This is a genomic window from Microbispora sp. NPDC088329, from assembly GCF_040685655.1.
Taxonomy (GTDB): Bacteria; Actinomycetota; Actinomycetes; order Streptosporangiales; family Streptosporangiaceae; genus Microbispora.
In genome coordinates this window covers 107286-123057 of the sequence record NZ_JBFBIP010000005.1, presented here as the reverse complement: position 1 = coordinate 123057, position 15772 = coordinate 107286, and the positions used below count along the sequence as shown (strand labels likewise).

At 71.5% G+C, this 15772-nt stretch carries 14 protein-coding genes; 6 read left to right on the top strand and 8 right to left on the bottom strand.

Annotated elements, in window-relative coordinates; translation table 11 throughout:
- Positions 1–9: 9 nt before the first annotated feature.
- Genes AB0O28_RS12690 through AB0O28_RS12680 form a run of 3 tightly spaced genes read right to left on the bottom strand, consistent with a single transcriptional unit; the run spans position 10 to position 3333 of the window.
- The gene (locus AB0O28_RS12690; RefSeq protein ID WP_363639373.1) at positions 10–1470 is read right to left on the bottom strand and encodes a glutamate--cysteine ligase; all 1461 of its coding nucleotides are present in this window, start codon (positions 1468–1470) and stop codon (positions 10–12) included.
- Between the two features lie 43 nt (positions 1471–1513).
- Positions 1514–2152 (bottom strand): response regulator transcription factor, encoded by a 639-nt coding sequence (locus AB0O28_RS12685; protein WP_363639371.1) that lies wholly within the window; start codon positions 2150–2152, stop codon positions 1514–1516.
- The gene (locus AB0O28_RS12680) at positions 2149–3333 is read right to left on the bottom strand and encodes a PspC domain-containing protein (RefSeq protein ID WP_363639369.1); all 1185 of its coding nucleotides are present in this window, start codon (positions 3331–3333) and stop codon (positions 2149–2151) included. The genes AB0O28_RS12685 and AB0O28_RS12680 overlap by 4 nt, the downstream gene beginning before the upstream one ends.
- Before the next feature lie 134 nt (positions 3334–3467).
- Here AB0O28_RS12680 and AB0O28_RS12675 point away from each other — a divergent pair, with 134 nt between their 5' ends.
- Both AB0O28_RS12675 and AB0O28_RS12670 read left to right on the top strand, forming a co-directional pair.
- Positions 3468–5438 (top strand): PspC domain-containing protein, encoded by a 1971-nt coding sequence (locus AB0O28_RS12675; protein ID WP_363639367.1) that lies wholly within the window; start codon positions 3468–3470, stop codon positions 5436–5438.
- The gene (locus tag AB0O28_RS12670) at positions 5428–5646 is read left to right on the top strand and encodes a hypothetical protein (RefSeq protein ID WP_363639365.1); all 219 of its coding nucleotides are present in this window, start codon (positions 5428–5430) and stop codon (positions 5644–5646) included. Before AB0O28_RS12675 ends, AB0O28_RS12670 begins: the two co-directional genes overlap by 11 nt.
- Before the next feature lie 165 nt (positions 5647–5811).
- On the opposite strand, the gene AB0O28_RS12665 is transcribed toward AB0O28_RS12670, so the two are convergent.
- Complete coding sequence (locus AB0O28_RS12665; RefSeq protein WP_363639363.1) at positions 5812–5973, bottom strand: hypothetical protein; 162 nt, start codon at positions 5971–5973, stop codon at positions 5812–5814.
- A gap of 315 nt (positions 5974–6288) precedes the next feature.
- Between AB0O28_RS12665 and AB0O28_RS12660 the strand changes: the two genes are divergently transcribed.
- The 3 genes from AB0O28_RS12660 to AB0O28_RS12650 are packed head-to-tail and all read left to right on the top strand — an operon-like array spanning position 6289 to position 10261.
- Complete coding sequence (locus AB0O28_RS12660; protein WP_363639361.1) at positions 6289–6825, top strand: PadR family transcriptional regulator; 537 nt, start codon at positions 6289–6291, stop codon at positions 6823–6825.
- Positions 6822–7637 carry an ABC transporter ATP-binding protein gene (locus tag AB0O28_RS12655; protein ID WP_363639359.1) on the top strand — a complete coding sequence of 272 codons (816 nt, stop codon included), beginning with the start codon at positions 6822–6824 and terminating at the stop codon, positions 7635–7637. Before AB0O28_RS12660 ends, AB0O28_RS12655 begins: the two co-directional genes overlap by 4 nt.
- Positions 7634–10261, top strand: a complete 2628-nt coding sequence (locus AB0O28_RS12650; protein ID WP_363639357.1) for an FtsX-like permease family protein — start codon at positions 7634–7636, stop codon at positions 10259–10261. Before AB0O28_RS12655 ends, AB0O28_RS12650 begins: the two co-directional genes overlap by 4 nt.
- A gap of 120 nt (positions 10262–10381) precedes the next feature.
- Here the strand turns inward: AB0O28_RS12650 and AB0O28_RS12645 are convergent, their stop codons facing one another.
- From AB0O28_RS12645 to AB0O28_RS12630, 4 genes are all read right to left on the bottom strand, one after another.
- Entirely contained in the window at positions 10382–11218 is an 837-nt protein-coding gene (locus AB0O28_RS12645) for a TIM barrel protein (RefSeq protein ID WP_363639355.1), read from the bottom strand.
- 84 nt (positions 11219–11302) lie between these two features.
- Complete coding sequence (locus AB0O28_RS12640) at positions 11303–12136, bottom strand: carbohydrate ABC transporter permease (protein WP_363639353.1); 834 nt, start codon at positions 12134–12136, stop codon at positions 11303–11305.
- On the bottom strand, positions 12133–13011 hold the full coding sequence (locus AB0O28_RS12635) for a sugar ABC transporter permease (protein ID WP_363639351.1): 879 nt from the start codon (positions 13009–13011) through the stop codon (positions 12133–12135). The genes AB0O28_RS12640 and AB0O28_RS12635 overlap by 4 nt, the downstream gene beginning before the upstream one ends.
- A gap of 26 nt (positions 13012–13037) precedes the next feature.
- The gene (locus AB0O28_RS12630; RefSeq protein ID WP_363639349.1) at positions 13038–14363 is read right to left on the bottom strand and encodes an extracellular solute-binding protein; all 1326 of its coding nucleotides are present in this window, start codon (positions 14361–14363) and stop codon (positions 13038–13040) included.
- A 331-nt stretch (positions 14364–14694) separates the two neighbouring features.
- On the opposite strand from AB0O28_RS12630, the gene AB0O28_RS12625 reads away from it, so the two are divergent.
- Positions 14695–15699: an SIS domain-containing protein gene (locus AB0O28_RS12625; protein ID WP_363639347.1), complete on the top strand. Its 1005-nt coding sequence runs from the start codon at positions 14695–14697 to the stop codon at positions 15697–15699.
- Positions 15700–15772 lie beyond the last annotated feature (73 nt).

The window sequence follows — 15772 nt, the reverse complement described above, 5'->3', positions numbered from 1 at the left end:
GCGACAGTTTTACATGCCCCAGGTGTGCACGGGCTCGTTGGTGTGCATGTGCTGCAGGTAGCGAAGCGTCATGCGGCGCAGCGCCTCGTGGTCTCCGCCGAACGCGCGGGCCGCCCTGACCTGCCAGTCCGCCCCCGTACGGCCGGTCACGCAGCGCCGCTCGATGATGCCGAGCAGCCGGTCGCGCTGGACCGGGTCGACCTCCCACAGGTCGAGCCCGTGATAGGCCATGGGCAGCAGCCTGCGCAGGATCAGCTCGGCGGCGGGCACCTCCCCCAGGCCCGGCCAGTAGAGGCGGGCGTCGAGGCCGTACCGCGCCGCGTTGCGGAGGTTGTCCTCGGCGGCGGCGAAGGACATGCGCGTCCACACGGGCCGCTCGGCCGACGGGAGCACGCGCATGAGCCCGTAGTAGAACGCGGCGTTGGCCGCGATGTCGGCCACCGTCGGCCCGGCGGGCAGCACGCGGTTCTCCACCCGCAGGTGGGGCACGCCGTCCGAGACGTCGTAGACGGGCCGGTTCCAGCGGTAGACGGTGCCGTTGTGCAGCCGCAGCTCGTGCAGCTCGGGCACCCCGCCCTCGTCGATGACCCGCCTCGGGTCCTCCTCGTCACACAGGGGCAGCAGCGGGGGAAAGTAGCGGACGTTCTCCTCGAACAGGTCGAAGACCGACGTGATCCACCGCTCCCCGAACCACACGCGCGGCCGCACGCCCTGGGCCTTCAACTCCTCGGGCCGGGTGTCGGTGGCCTGCTCGAACAGGCTGATCCTGGTCTCGCGCCACAGCTCCTTGCCGAACAGGAACGGCGAGTTGGCCGCGACCGCGACCTGCGGGCCGGCGACGACCTGGGCCGCGTTCCAGTGGTCCGCGAACGTCTCGGGGCTCACCTGCAGGTGGAGCTGCACGCTCGTGCACGCCGCCTCGGGGGTGATGCTGTCGGCGTAGGTGTCGAGCCGGTCCACCCCCTCGATCACGAGGTGCAGGTCCTCGCCGCGGGCGGCGAAGATCTGCTCGTTCAGCAGCTTGTAGCGGGGATTGGCCGACAGCGTCCCCTCGCTGACGTCGGTCTCACGCAGCGTCGGCAGGATGCCGACCAGCATGAGCTGCCCGCCGACGCGCGCCGCCCGCTCCTGCGCCCGGTTGAGGCGCAGCCGTACGGACTCCTCCAGCAGGCGGCTGCCCTCGCCGGACAGCACCTGCGGCGGGATGTTGATCTCGACGTTGAACTGGCCCAGCTCCGTCGCCCAGTCGGGCTCCGCGATGGCGGCCAGGACCTCCGCGTTCTTCATCGCCGGCTCGCCCCCGGAGTCGACCAGGTTCAGCTCGATTTCCAGGCCCATCTGAGGCCGGTCGAACCCGAACCGCGACTCCCGCAGCATCTCGGCCAGGACGTCCAGCGACAGCTTCACCTTGTCCCGGTAGCGGCGGCGGTCCTCCCGGCTGAAGGAGACGGAGGGTACGTCACGGCCCATTCAACGAGCGTCGCACGCCGAGGGCCGGTAGCACCAGACGGGGTCAGACCAGACGTCGTGCGGTGGCCCAGCGCGACAGCTCGTGGCGGTTGGACAGCTGCAGCTTGCGCAGCACGCTCGACACGTGCGTCTCGACGGTCTTCACCGAGATGAACAGCTCCTTGGCGATCTCCTTGTAGGCGTAGCCCCGGGCGATCAGCCGCAGCACCTCGCGCTCCCGCTGGGTGAGCGAGTCGAGCTCCGGGTCGATGGGCGGGGCCTCCGTCGAGGCGAACGCGTCGAGGACGAACCCGGCCAGCCGCGGCGAGAACACCGCGTCGCCCTCGGACACGCGGGTGATCGCGTCGGTCAGCTCCGTGCCGCTGATCGTCTTGGTCACATAGCCCCGGGCGCCGCCCCGGATGACCCCGATCACGTCCTCGGCCGCGTCCGACACCGACAGCGCGAGGAAGCGCACCTGGGAGCCCGAGCCGAGCACGCGCCGCAGCACCTCCTGGCCGCCGCCGCCCGGCATGTGCACGTCGAGCAGCACCACGTCGGGCTCCAGCTCGGCGATCGCCTTCACGGCCGACTCCACGTCCTCGGCCTCGCCGATCACCTGGATCGAGGGGCCCAGCTCGGCCCGTACGCCGGACCGGAACAGCCGGTGGTCGTCGACGATCAGCACCCGTACGGTCTTCATTTTTCCCTCTTCATGGTCAGCATGACCTCGGTTCCGTCGCCGGGCTCGGTCCTGACCCGGGCGCTTCCCCCGTTGCGCTCCATCCTGCCGACGATCGACTGGCGGATGCCCATCCGGTCTCCGGGGACGTCGTCGAGCACGAAGCCCTTGCCCCGGTCCCGGACGAACACCGTCACCTCGTCGGGCTCGACCTCGGCGTAGACGGAGACAACCGGAGCACCACTGTATTTGCAGGCGTTGACCATCGCCTGCCGGGCGGCGTGCAGCAGGGCCACCAGGCCCTCGTCCAGCTCGCAGTCGCCCACGCAGACGACCTCGATCTGCACGCCGTGGGCGTCCTCCTCCTCGGCCGCGACCCGCCGTACGGCGGCGGCGAGAGAGGCGTCGGCGTCCTGCTTGGGCTGGTAGAGCCAGTTGCGCAGCTCCCGCTCCTGCGACCGGGCGAGCCTGGCGACCTCCCGCGCGTCGTGCGCGTTGCGCTGGATCAGGGTGAGCGTGTGCAGCACCGAGTCGTGGACGTGGGCCGCCACCTCGGCCCGCTCCTCCTGCCTGATGCGCTCGGTGCGCTCACGCTGCAGCTCCTTCACGAGCGAGGCCAGCCAGGGCGCGGCGATCATCAGCATGCCGCCGACGACCACCGCCGTGAACACGAGCCCGGTCTTCGCCTTGGCCAGCTCGCCGCTCGCGGCCAGGAAGCCGATCGCGCCCACGACGACGAGCAGCGCCCCGATGCCGGTGCGCACCCAGGTCGTGCTGACCTGCTTGACCGCGCCGGACATCCACCGCTGCCGCCGCCCCGGGTCGGCCTGCTGCCACAGGATCAGCGCGCCGATGCCGCCGACCGCGATCGGCCAGGTGCCGAACCCGCCGCTGGAGGCGCCCGTCAGCCAGGCGAAGCCCGCCAGCGCCAGCCACAGCACGCCGTACGAGGCGAGCTGGCCCCACTCGCGGGCCGGCTCGGGTCCCTTCACCTCTTCCTTGGGGGTGAACATCCACAGCGCGGCGTACGCCACGAGGCCAAGCCCGTCGACGACGGTGAGCAGCACGAAGGCGAGGCGCAGCACGACGGGGTCGAGCCGCAGCTGGGCGGCGGCGCCCTGCGCGACGCCCGCGACCACCCGGCCCGAGAGGGGCCGGACCATCCGGGGGTACGCCGCTGGGGCGTTAGGCATCTCAGACATCTCGGGAAGCATCGTCACACGTCACAGAGCATGAGCGCATCAGGGCATGCCCTGACGCCGTCCCTGAGGGGTCGGGGACGAGTCAGGGGTTCCCCCGATGGCAGGGGTATGGCCGTCGAGGCCAGGATGGGACCATGACCGAGGCACCACCGACCCCCGCTCCCGACTCCGCCGGCACGCCCGAGCCCGAGAAGGTGCTGAGCCGTTCCCGCGACGGGCGCATGATCACGGGCGTCTGTGCGGGTCTCGGCAGGTTCACGGGCATGGACCCCGTGCTCTTCCGGGTCGGTTTCGCGGTGCTGGTCCTCGCCTCCGGCATCGGCGTCATGCTGTACGTCGCGGCGTTCCTGCTGATGCGCCAGCCGGGCGGCGGCCCCGGGCACCTGGAGCAGTGGACCCGGCGGCTGTTCGACGCCGAGACCGTGCTCGCGCTGCTCGCCGCGGTCTTCGCGTTCGGCCTGATCATCAACGTCGCCTCCGGGGGGATCAACCGCGGCACGATCGTGGTCGGCACGCTGCTCGCCATCGTGCTGATGGCCGCCCACGCGCGCGGCGTCGACCTGCTGACGATGGCCAAGTCGATGCCCGACCGGGCGACCGGACGCCGCGGCATGACCCGGACCCCCTCGAACTTCGCGCCGTTCGCGCCCTTCACCCGGCCTCCCGCCCGGGAGCCGTACGGGCCGGGAGCGCCGGCGCAGGAGACACCGCTACGCGAGACGCCGGCGTCACAGGCGCACGCGTCACAGGACCCGCCCAAGGACGTCGCGGGCCACGGCCCGGCCGCCCCCGGCGCGGCAGCGGACGACACCGCGATCCAGGACGCGATGGTCCAGGAGACCGCGATCCAGGACCCGGCCGGAAAGGACACCGCGGGGAAGGACACGGCCAAGGACACGGCCGGGGACACAGCCGCGGACGACACCGCGATCCACGACACGATCATCCAGGACCCGGTCGCGGCGGACAGGGCCGCCGACGACACGATCGTCCAGGACGCCGTCGCCGAGGACACGCCTGCGTCGGCCGGGCGGGCCGACGCCGACCCGCCGACCAGGCCCTTCGAACCCGTCGCCCGCCTGGCCGCGGAGCCCGCCCCCGACGCGTACACCCCGGGCCCGAGCACTCCCGGACCGGGCGTTTCCGGGGCGCCGGGCGGCTGGGCGTCCGGAGCACCGGGGCCCTCCGTCTCCGAGGCTCCGGCCGGCGACGGGTACCGGCGGCTGTCGGACCTGGCCCGTGAGGCGCGAGCGGGCGCGTACGGTCATGGCGCCCGGGAGCCCCGGCAGCACCGTACGGGCGGACTCGGATCTGGAGGACACGGATCTGGAGGACACGGGGCCGGAGGGCACGGATACGGAGCCGGGGAGCCCTTCGCCCCGCACGGCCCCTACAGCAGGCCGGAGGCGTACCAGCCCTACGCTTCGCCCTACCCGCCGAGCCCGTACGGACCGCCTGTGCCCCCGCCTCCGCGGCCGGCGAAGCCCAAGCGTCCCAGGTCGTTCGTCGGCGGCCTCACCATCTGCCTCGCCCTGATCGTTGGAGGGATCATGGTCACCATGCAGCGGACCGGCTCCGGCTCGGTCGGCCTGCCGGTCGTCGGCGGGGCGGTCCTGGTCACGATCGGGGCGGGCCTGCTCGTCGCGGCGTGGTTCGGCCGGGGCGCGGGTCTGATCGCCACCGGGACGATCGTAGCCCTCGTGCTGGTCGGCAGCTCGACGGTGAACGGCATCCCCCGCAAGGTCGGCAACTTCGTCTGGCATCCCGTCGGCTCCGTCCAGTCGCCCGGCACCTATGAACTGGGCCTCGGCGAGGGCAAGCTCGACCTGAGCGACGTGACGCTCAGGCCCGGCGTCCGGCTCAGGTTCGACGCGTCGGTGTCGCTGGGACAGCTCACGGTGATCGTTCCGACGTCCGCCCGCGTGGAGGTGCACGGCTCCGCCAAGCTGGGCGAGGTGAAGATCGATCACAGGGTCGAGGACGGCACGGACGTACGGTTCGACCGCGTCCTGGAGCCGGAGACGCCCGTCGAGGGCGACGCCCCGACGATCGAGTTGCACGTCAAGGCCGGACTCGGCGACGTGGAGGTGCGCCGTGCGGCCTGAGTCCCACCCTGAGTCGCAGCCCGAGCGCCCGCGCCGGGTGCACCGGACGAACTGGATGTCCCTGCTGTGCGGCCTGCTGTTCATCGGCATGGGCATCCGCTACCTGACCGGGCCGGATCCCGACGCGGTCGTCATGGCACCCATCCTCGTCGGGGGTCTCGGGTTCGCGGCCTTCGTCGCCATCCTCGCCAAGGCCATCCGCCGCTGACCCGCCACGGCGGGTCGGTGGGGTCGGCGTCCCCGGTGCGGCAGGGGCGACGGCGGGGGTGACGGCCCCGCTGAAAAAATCCCGCTTCGGGCTTCCCCCATGGTGTGCCCACGGGTGAGGTCACCTGGCACGGCATCGCCCACCTGGCCGCGGGCGGCATCGGCTTCACTGCCTGGCCGCCGCCTGCTTCGTCCTCGCCCGCCGCTTCGCCCGGGACGGCCGCACCGCCTGGGCCCGCCTCTCCGCGGCGACCGGCACCCTGACCGCCGCCGGGTTCCTCACCGTCGCCGCCGGCGCCGGCGCCGTCTGGGCCAACCTCGCCTTCACGGGCACCGTCATCCTCGCCTGGGCCTACATCGGCGCCCTGGCCGTCCACGCCTACCGCAACGCCTGATCATCCCGGGGCCGTACGTCCGCGAACCCACGGCCCCGCGCCGCAGGCACCCGTCAACGGCCGTACCCGGCGAGAACCGGGTGATCGAACCGAGTCAGGCGGACCGAATCCGCCGGACTCGGTTCGTTGGCGTCCCTGGCGACCCGCCCGGCCGCGACGTCGCGGCACATGCGCGGCTCAGCGCGGGCGTCGCGGTGGTTCCGGTTCCAAGTGGCGCCACGCATACTCAGTATGCATACTAAGTATTCATGTCGGTGCGACACGGCCTGCTCGCCCTGCTCAGCCAGGGCCCGCGTTACGGCTACCAGCTCAAAACCGAGTTCGAGGCGTCCACGGCGACGACCTGGCCACTGAACATCGGGCAGGTCTACACGACGCTGTCCCGCCTCGAACGCGACGGCCTGGTGTCCCGCGACGACCAGGACGACCAGGACGAGCAGGGCCGGGTCCGGTACGCCATCACCCAGGACGGCCGCGACGAGCTCGGCCAGTGGTTCGCCAAACCCGTCTCCCGGACCGACCGGCCCCGTGACGAGCTCGTCATCAAGCTCGCGATGGCGGTCACCACTCCCGGTGTGGACGCGGCGTCGGTCATCGCGGTCCAGCGATCCGCGACGATGCGCGGCCTGCAGGAGCTCACCCGCGCCAAGCGCGGCCTCGACGCGTCCGCGGAGGCCGCACAGCGCCTCGTCCTCGACTCGATGATCTTCCACGCGGAAGCGGAGCAGCGCTGGCTCGACCACTGCGAGGCCCTGCTCATCCGCCCTACCAAGGAGCATCCGTGACTGAACACCACCCCCCGGACCGGTTACCCGTTCCGGACGGCGAGCCGATCGTCCGTCTCGTCGGCGTCGTCCGGATCCACGGCGAGGGGCCGCACGCCGTGCCCGCCCTCGCGGGCGTCAGCCTGGACGTGCGGGCCGGCGAGCTGGTCGCCGTCATGGGACCGTCCGGGTCCGGCAAGTCGACCCTGCTGAACCTGGCGGGCGGGCTCGACCGGCCGACGGAGGGGTCCGTGCTCCTCGAAGGCCGCGAGTTGAGCGCACTGTCGCCCAAGCGGCTGGCGGAGCTGCGCCGCCGGAGCGCCGGCTACGTCTTCCAGGACCTCAACCTCATTCCGTCGCTGACGGTGACCGAGAACGTCGCGCTGCCACGCGAGCTGGACGGCGTCCGTGCCGGGACGGCCAGACGGGAAGCCCTGGAGGTGCTGGAGGAGGTCGGCCTCGCGGACCTGGGCGACCGGTTCCCCGACGATCTGTCGGGCGGGCAGCGGCAGCGGGCCGCCATCGCCCGGGCGCTCGTCGGCGAGCGCCGCCTGCTCCTCGCGGACGAGCCGACCGGCGCCCTCGACACCCGGACCGGTGACGAGATCATCCAGGTGCTCCGGCAGCGCGCCGACGCCGGGGCGGCGGTGCTGCTGGTCACCCACGAACCGCGGTACGCCGCCTGGGCCGACCGCGTCGTCTTCCTCAGGGACGGACGGATCACCGACTCGTCCGGCACGGACGACGCGGACGGCACGGACGACGCGGACGGCTTGGGCGGCACGGGCGGCTTGGGCGGTACGGGCGGCTTGGGCGCGGTGAGCGCGCGATGAGGGGCCTGCGCGCGGCGCTGCGGATCTCGCGCCGCACCGCCTGGCGCTCCAAGGGACGCAGCGCGCTGATCCTCGCGATGCTCGCGCTACCCGTCGCCGTGGCCACCTTCGCGCTGACCGCCCTGTCCACCATGTTCGCCGAGGAGCACGGGAACTACGCACTCGGCCGGGCCGACGCGCTGGTGCAGGGCGCCCACGGGGTGGAGATCAGCCATGACGCGTGGGGAGGGGAGATCCACGCGGAGCGGCGCACGAACGTGACGCCGTACACTCGGGCGGAGATCGCCGGGCTCCTCCCCGGCAGCCGTCTGATTCCGATGTCACAGCAGTTCGTCCGTTATCTCGCCCCCGGAGGCTACGAGACGGGCACCATCCGGCAGGTGGATCTGCGCGACCCGATGTCCCAGGGCACCTTCCGGCTCACGGAGGGCAGGCTCCCCGCCGCTCCCGGCGAGGCCGTCATCTCCGTCCCCAGGCTCGACGCGCAGGTGAGGCCGGGCGCGACGCTTCTCGCCGGGGAGGAGCGGCGTCCGCTGCGGATCGTCGGCGTCGCCCTGTTCTCGCCGACGGGGATGTGGCCCGACGTCGTCGCCTTCCCCGGCAGCCTGCCCGAACCCGCTTTCGAACTCGCCAATCCGAGTCACATGACGCACAGCTGGCTCGTGGACGCACCGCGCCCGCTGTCGTGGGCCGACGTCCGGCGACTCAACGCGCGCGGCCTCCTGGTCGTCAGCCGGGCAGAGGTCGAGCGCGCTTCGGCGGCCGAGCCGCGCTACGACCTCAGATTCGACTCCTCCACCCTGCCCGTGCTCCCGTGGACCGGGATCGCGCTGTTACAGGTCGTCCTCGCGGCCGGGCCCGCCTTCGCCGTCGGCCGGCGGCGCAGGGCCCGCGAGTTCGCGCTGGTCGCCGCGCAGGGCGGCTCCCCCGCGCAGCTCCGCATGATCGCTTTGGCCGACGGCCTGCTCTTCGGCGTCGCCGGCGCCGTGGCCGGGGCCGCGATCGGCATCGCCGCGGTGCCGCTCGCGATGCCCGGTCTCGAACTGTGGGCGCAGTCGCTGGCGGGCCCGGTCACCGTCCTGTGGACTCCGGTGGCGCTGATCGCGGTGCTGGGCGTCGTCGCCGGGCTGCTGGCCGCCCTCGCTCCGGCCATCGGCGCGGGCCGTACGGACGCGGTGGCGGTGCTGTCCGGCAGGCGTGAGCGGCGCCGCGACCGGGCGGGCCGTCCGCTGCTGGGGGCGGTGCTCGTCGTCGCGGGCGTCCCGGCGACGGCGGTGAGCGCCGGGCACGGCGTCCACTGGATCGCCGCCTCGGCGCTGCTCACCCAGCTGGGGCTGGTGGCCCTGGTGCCGGCCCTCGTCGCGATGGTCGGCCGGGTCGCCGCCCGGTTCCCCCTGCCGCTCCGCTTCGCCGCCAGGGACGCCGTACGCAACAGGGGCCGTACGGCGCCCGCCGTCGCCGCGGTGATGACCACGGTCGTGGTGCTCACCGCGGCGGGCATCACCTGGGCGACCGCGCTCGCGCACAGGCCGACGCTCGAGCGTGACCAGCCGCAGGGCCCGACAGGCGCGTTGCAGGTCACCGGATCCGATCTGACCCCGCAGCTGTGGGACCGCGTCCGCGCCGTCATACGGCGGGAACTCCCGGCGGACGTGCCGCTCGTGGAAGGGCGGGCTCTCGCGACGAAGGCCGGCCTGCCGCTCGGGGTGAGCCTGGCGGCGCCGGTCACGCGGAGCGATCTGCCGCACCGCACCCTGGACGGGGAGAGCGGAGGGCTCCTGGCCGGAGACGAGAGCCTGCTGCGCTACATGCTGGGACGCGAGGATCCGAGGGCGGTGGCGGCGCTGCGCGCGGGAAAGGCCGTCGTGCTCAATCCCGCGACCGTCCACGGGGACAGAATCGAGGTACAGCTGATGAGCCGGGACGCGACGGCCCTGAGCGAGCCCGTGTCCCTCTCCCTGCCGGCCGTCGGAGTGCCGCCCGCCGGTCAGGGCTGGGCGCGTGCGGTGGTCGCGCCGGAAGTCATCGAGAAGGCGGGATACGGCACCGTCACCTCCGTGCTCGCGGTGAACCCTGCGGACTATCGGACGCCGCGGGCTACGGCGGACCGGATCGCCGCGGCGGTGGAGGCCGTCACGTCCCACGCGGCGGTGCGGCTCGAGTCGCCGCGCGGGCCCGCCGAAGACTCGGTGGTTCTGCTCGTGCTGGCCGTCGCGGCCGCCGTGCTCGTTCTGGGAATGACGTTCGTCGCGACCGCGCTGGCCGCCGTCGAGGCCCGGCCCGACCTGGAGGTCATGGCCGCGGTGGGGGCGGACCCGCGGGTGAGGCGGGCCGTCGTCGCGGGCCAGGCCCTGGTGATCGCGCTGCTCGGCACCACCGTGGGAGTGCTGGCCGGTTTGCCGCCCGGCATCGCCGCGACGCGGATCCCCTCCCGGCGGGACGCCTGGATATTGGTGCGGCCCGACGGGGTGCCCGTGCTGATGCACGGGGAGAAGACTCCCGCGCTCGTCGTCCCGTGGCCGCTCATCGGCCTGCTCGTCGTGGCGCTTCCCCTGCTGGCCGCGCTCGGCGGCGCGCTGTTCACCCGATCACGCCTGCCACTCCCCCGGCGGAGGGCGACGTGACGGTGACCGCGAGAAGCAGCGACCTCTGGGCGGGGATCCTGCTGCCCGCCCAGGCGGCGGGAACGGCGTCGGGCGAGCGGGAGTGGCCGGTCCGCTCGCGAGACTGACCGTGCCAACCGGCTACGGAGCCGCCGTGAGGGCGGCCTCCACGGCGGACAGGCAGCGTTCGACGACGGGCCGGGGGGCGTAGGCGTAGGTGCCGTCGCCGAACAGCTCGAAGGTCATGAACCCGTCGTAGCCCCGGCGGGCGAACGCGGCGAGATACTCGGCGAGCGGCAGTTCCCCGTCGCCCCACGCCAGGTGCCCGGCCGGGCTGCCGTCGATGAGGTGCACGTGGCGGACCCGGTCGCCGAGCGCGTCGAAGTAGTCGTCCACGCTCTCGCCCGCGACCGCCATGCCCACGGTGTCGAGCACGGCGGCGAGGTTCGGCGCGCCGACCTCGTCCAGCATGCGGGCGAGCGCCCGCGAGTCGTTGAGGAGGTTCGACTCCACCCGCTGGAGCGCTTCGAGCACGACCGTCACCCCGAATCCCTCGGCGTACCCGGCGATCTCGCCGATCGCGTCGGCGGACCGGCGCCACGCCGCCTCCACCGGCTCGTCCTCGTATCCCCGGCCCGGCGTGAGCAGGAGCAGCTCGGCGCCCAGCTCCGCGCACAGCTCGGCCGCCCGGCGGAACATCGCGACGCTGGAGGCGCGCAGCCGGGTGTCGGCCGAGGCGATGTTGACCGGGTACATCACCTGCTCCGGGGTCAGGCAGCGCACCCGCAGGCCACGGGAGGCGGCCCGGCGGCGTACGGCGCGGGCCTCGGCGTCGCTCACCTGCGGCACGTGGAAGTGGGGGGCGATGCCCCACAGCTCCACCTCCTCGCGGCCGAGGCCGGCCGCGTCGTCGAGGAACCGGTCGAACGGCAGGTGCTGATAGGAGAAGTTCGATCCGGTGATCCGGGGCAAGGACATCGGCACTCCTGTCGTACGCGAGGATTCCACGATCATTCTCCGGCTCCGACGGAGGAGCTCATTTGCCGACTCCGTCGGCAGTGCTCATTTGCCGACTCCGTCGGCGAGGCCCTTCACGATGTAGCGCTGGCCGGCGAAGAACAGCAGCACCACCGGGACGGCGGCGATCGTCATGCCGGCGAACACGACGGGAAACTCCGTGCCGTGCTTGCTCATCAGGCTCATCAGGCCGACGGGAAGGGTCTGCACGCCGGCGCCGCTGGTGAACACCATGGCGAACAGGTACTCGTTCCAGGCGAACAGGATGTGCAGCAGGACCGTCGAGACAATGATCGGCTTGCACATCGGGAGCGTGATCCGCCAGAACGCGGTCCAGCGCCCGCAGCCGTCCATCTCCGCCGCCTCGTCCACCTCGCGCGGCAGGTCCAGCATGTACGCCCGGATGAGGAAGGTGGTGAACGGCACCCGGAAGGCCGTGTAGAGGATGAGCAGCGCCCAGAAGCTGTTGTACAGCCCCATGGCCTGGAACATCTTCACCAGCGGCACCAGCGCCACGCTCGGGGCGAGCATCAGCCCGCCCAGGATCACGCCGGTGACCAGCTTGCCGAACGGGATGTTCACCCGGGTGAGTCCGTACGCCGCCCACGCGCTGACGAACACGGTCGCGACGGTCGACGTCACGGTGACCAGGACGCTGGTGGTGAGGTAGTTGCTCACCCCGCGGTTCCACGCCTTCCGATAGCTGTCGAAGCTCCAGTGGGAGGGCAGCGCGAAGGGGTTGCCGAAGATCTCCGAATTGGTCTTGAACCCGTTGACCAGCATCCACAGCAGCGGATAGATCACCACCACGGCGAGACAGATCAGGAACGCCCACAGGAACAGGCGGGCGATCACCCCGAGGAAACCGAGACGGCTCACCACTCCACCCTTCTCCTGCGCGCGACCCACAGTTGCGCGACGGCGATGACGAGCGTGATCACGAAGATGACCGTCGCGATCGCGGCCGCGTAGCCGAAGTCGTTGCGGACGAAGCCGCTGCGGTACAACCAGGTGCCCAGCACCTGTGTCGAGTTGTCGGGCCCGCCGCTGGTCATGACCATGACCTCGTTGAAGACCTGGAACGCCCCCGAGATCGTGATCATGATCATCACGCCGGTCATCTCGCGTACCAGGGGCAGGGTCACGTGCCAGAAGCGGCGGACCGGGCCGGTGCCGTCGAGCGCCGCGGCCTGGTAGATCTCACGCGGGATGCGCTGGATGGCGACGGCGAACAGCAGGGTCGAGTAGCCGAAGCCCTGCCACTGGCTCATCGCGATGATCGCCGGCATGGCCGTGCCCTCCTCGCCGAGCCAGGAGTGGCGCAGCCCGTCGAGGCCGATCGCCTGCAGCAGGTGGTTCAGCAGCCCGAGGTTGGGCTCGTAGATGAAGTAGAAGAGCAGGCCGGCGACGGTCAGCGAGATCGCGCTGGGGATGAAGTAGACCGCCCGCAGAGCCCGCTGCCATCGTTCGCTGCGCACGCCCTCGATGAGGGCGGCCAGCACGATCGCGCCGAACACCTGGAACACGATCGACACCACCGCGTAGAGCACGTTGTTGCCGAGCGACTTCCAGAAGACCGGGTCGTCCACGAGCTTTGCGTAGTTGCCGAGCCCGACGTACTTCTGGCTCCCGCTGAAGATGTCCCACTTGAGCGTGCTGAACCCGAAGTTCTCCACCAGCGGGAAGTACACGAACACTCCGACCAGCGCGAGGGCGGGGACCACCCACGCGAGCCCGGCGGCCCGTCTGCTCATGGCGCGCACCGGCCTGCCCTCCCCGGCTACTTCGCCGCAGCCGAGGCCTGGCGGACGCTCTCGACCACCTGCTCGGGGGTCTTGCTGCCGGTGATCAGCGCCTCGCCGCCGGACAGCCACGCGTCGGCGACCTCGGGGACGGTGACCGTGTCGAGCCAGACGGCCAGCTTCGGCGCCTTGTTGACGAGTTCGATGCCCTCGTACACCGCCTTGCTCGAGGTGTCGGGCGTGACGGCGCCGACGACCGTGCTCGGCTGGCCGTACGGCGGCGACGAGAGCGTCTGGGCGTTCTTCGTGCTCGTGACGAACTTCATGAAGTCGACGGCGAGCGGGATGCGCGGCGAGGCGGCGTTGACGAGATACCCCTCGGGAGAGCCCTCGACGATCGCCGGGTCTCCTGCCGCGCCCTGCGGCGCCGGAAGCTGGAAGATGCCGAAGTCGCCGGTGGGGAGCTTGCCCTTGGCGGTCTCGTTGTCGAACTCCAGGATCTCCTGGTAGTACATCGCGGACTTGCCGTCGGCGAACGCCTCCTGCGCCGAGGTGTACAGCACGCCGTTGGTGCCGGTCTTGGTGTCGGTGCAGGTGTCGACCAGGGTCTTGAACTGGCCGAGGGCCTTCACGTAGCCGGGGTCGTCGAGCTTGGCCGTCGCGGGCTTGAGATCGGCGTCGAAGGCGGCCGTCGGCACGTTGTACGCGAAGAGCTGCTGCAGGTAGTGCAGAGCCGGCCAGCCGTCCTTGTTGCCGAAGGAGATCGGCTCGTACCCGGCCTTGCGCAGCGGGCCGCAGGCGGCGATCAGCTCCTCGAACGTCTTGGGCACCTCGACCCCGGCCTTGGCGAAGGCGGCCTTGTTGTAGCCCATGAACTTGCCGTTGCCGTACAGCGGGATCCCGTAGTACTTGCCGTCGTAGGCGAAGGCCGACAGCGCCCCCTCGCTGAAGGTCTTGCCCCACTCCGTGCCGGGCCCGATCACCTTGGTCAGGTCCGCCGCGCGGCCGCCGCGGACGAAGTTCTCCGCCCAGGTGCCGGTCCAGGTGAAGTAGACGTCCGGGAGGGCGTTCGACGCCGTCAGCGTCTTGGTCTTGTCCTTGATGCTCTGGTCGGTCTCCTGGATGAGCTGGATCTTCACGCCGGGATGGAGCTTCTCGTACTCCGCGGCCAGGTCCACGAAGTAGGGCTCGAGAGGGTCGCCGGCGAACTTGGTGAGGATGCTCAACGTGCCCGAGTAGTCGGGTTTGGCGGCGGCGTCGGCCGCGGGAGCCTTGTCCGCCTGGCCGCCGCCGGTGCAGCCGGCCAGGGCGAGCACCGACGTCCCGGCGAGTGCCGCGAACGTCGTCAGTGCGCGAGGGCGCATGGGCTTCCTTTCTCTCTCAGGGGGGAGGAGGGACCGCCGGTGCGGGAGCACCTCAGATCCGCCGGGACGCGCCGCCGGCACGACCCGCTCGATGACGGGTGACTGTACAGAGCATGTGATACCGGTACCAGACCTGTTAACAAGAATTTTTCCTTCGTCGACCTTCCAGATCGGCTTGCCTCAGAGAAACAGCAGGTCACGTTGGTAACGCCAATGAAACTTCGTCCCCCTGTTGACGCCCGCCCGTCGCGTGTGCCAGCGTGACCACCGCGTGATACCGGTATCAGGCAGCAGGGCGCCCCGGTCCGCAGGCAATCCCCGAAAGGACGCGATGATGCTCGGATTCAACGAGCCGGAATTCCTCTCCCAGATGGCGAGCGCGGTGGCGTTGCGGCCCCAGATCGAGGAACTCGTCGATCGGCTCGTGGACGAGGGATTCGACAACCTCTACCTGGTCGGCGCCGGCGGCACCTATGCCCAGATGTGGCCGTACGAGCGGATGGCCCGGCAGCGCTCCACGTTCGACGTCCGCGCGGTCATCGCGGCCGAGCTGATCGCGGCGGGCGAGGCGGCGCTGGGCGAGCGCTCGGTCGCGGTCTTCACCTCGGCCTCCGGCACCACCGACGACACCGTGCGTGCCATCGAGTACTGCAAGGCCAGGGGCGTCTACACCATCGGCATGACGGGCCACCCCGACTCGCCCGTCGCCCAGAAGGTGGACGTCGCGCTGATCACCGAGCCCAAGACGTGGCCCTTCGACCCCCAGATGCTGGTCTTCATGGGCCGGCTGCTGTCCCGGCGGGGCGAGTTCGACGGCTACGAGAAGTTCGCCGCCGAGCTCGACGGCCTGCCCCGGATCCTGGTGGACGTGGCCAGGCAGACCGAGCCGGTCGCCGAGAGGTTCGCCGACGACCACAAGGACACCGGCTACTACTTCCTCATCGGCGGCGGCAACCTGTGGGCGTACGCCTACCTGTACTCCATGTGCGTCCTTGAGGAGATGCAGTGGCTGCGCACCACCCGGGTGCACAGCGCGGAGTTCTTCCACGGCTCGCTCGAACTGCTGGAGGAGGACACCAGCGTCATCGTCTTCCAGGGCGAGGACGAGGCGCGGCCGCTCACCGACCGCGCGGTGGCCTTCGCCAAGCGCGTCTCCAAGGACGTCACGGTCTTCGACACCAAGGACTACCCCCTCGAGGGGATCAGCCCCGAGTTCCGCGGCCTGCTCGGCCCGCTGGTCATGGACGTGGCGACGGGCCGCGTGAGCAAGCACCTGGAGCGGGTGCGCGACCACTCCCTCGAACTGCGCCGCTACTACCGCGTCATGGACTACTGACGGGCGACCGTCGCCGATCCCCCCGATCACGGCGCCGCGCCCGGCCGCGCGCCCCCAGGGCCCCCGCGTCGCT

Coding starts and splice junctions, on each gene's coding strand:
- AB0O28_RS12690 (WP_363639373.1), bottom strand. CDS start 1,470: ATGGGCCGTGACGTACCCTCCGTCTCCTTCAGCCGGGAGGACCGCCGC.
- AB0O28_RS12685 (WP_363639371.1), bottom strand. CDS start 2,152: ATGAAGACCGTACGGGTGCTGATCGTCGACGACCACCGGCTGTTCCGG.
- AB0O28_RS12680 (WP_363639369.1), bottom strand. CDS start 3,333: ATGTCTGAGATGCCTAACGCCCCAGCGGCGTACCCCCGGATGGTCCGG.
- AB0O28_RS12675 (WP_363639367.1), top strand. CDS start 3,468: ATGACCGAGGCACCACCGACCCCCGCTCCCGACTCCGCCGGCACGCCC.
- AB0O28_RS12660 (WP_363639361.1), top strand. CDS start 6,289: ATGTCGGTGCGACACGGCCTGCTCGCCCTGCTCAGCCAGGGCCCGCGT.
- AB0O28_RS12650 (WP_363639357.1), top strand. CDS start 7,634: ATGAGGGGCCTGCGCGCGGCGCTGCGGATCTCGCGCCGCACCGCCTGG.
- AB0O28_RS12645 (WP_363639355.1), bottom strand. CDS start 11,218: ATGTCCTTGCCCCGGATCACCGGATCGAACTTCTCCTATCAGCACCTG.
- AB0O28_RS12635 (WP_363639351.1), bottom strand. CDS start 13,011: ATGAGCAGACGGGCCGCCGGGCTCGCGTGGGTGGTCCCCGCCCTCGCG.
- AB0O28_RS12630 (WP_363639349.1), bottom strand. CDS start 14,363: ATGCGCCCTCGCGCACTGACGACGTTCGCGGCACTCGCCGGGACGTCG.
- AB0O28_RS12625 (WP_363639347.1), top strand. CDS start 14,695: ATGATGCTCGGATTCAACGAGCCGGAATTCCTCTCCCAGATGGCGAGC.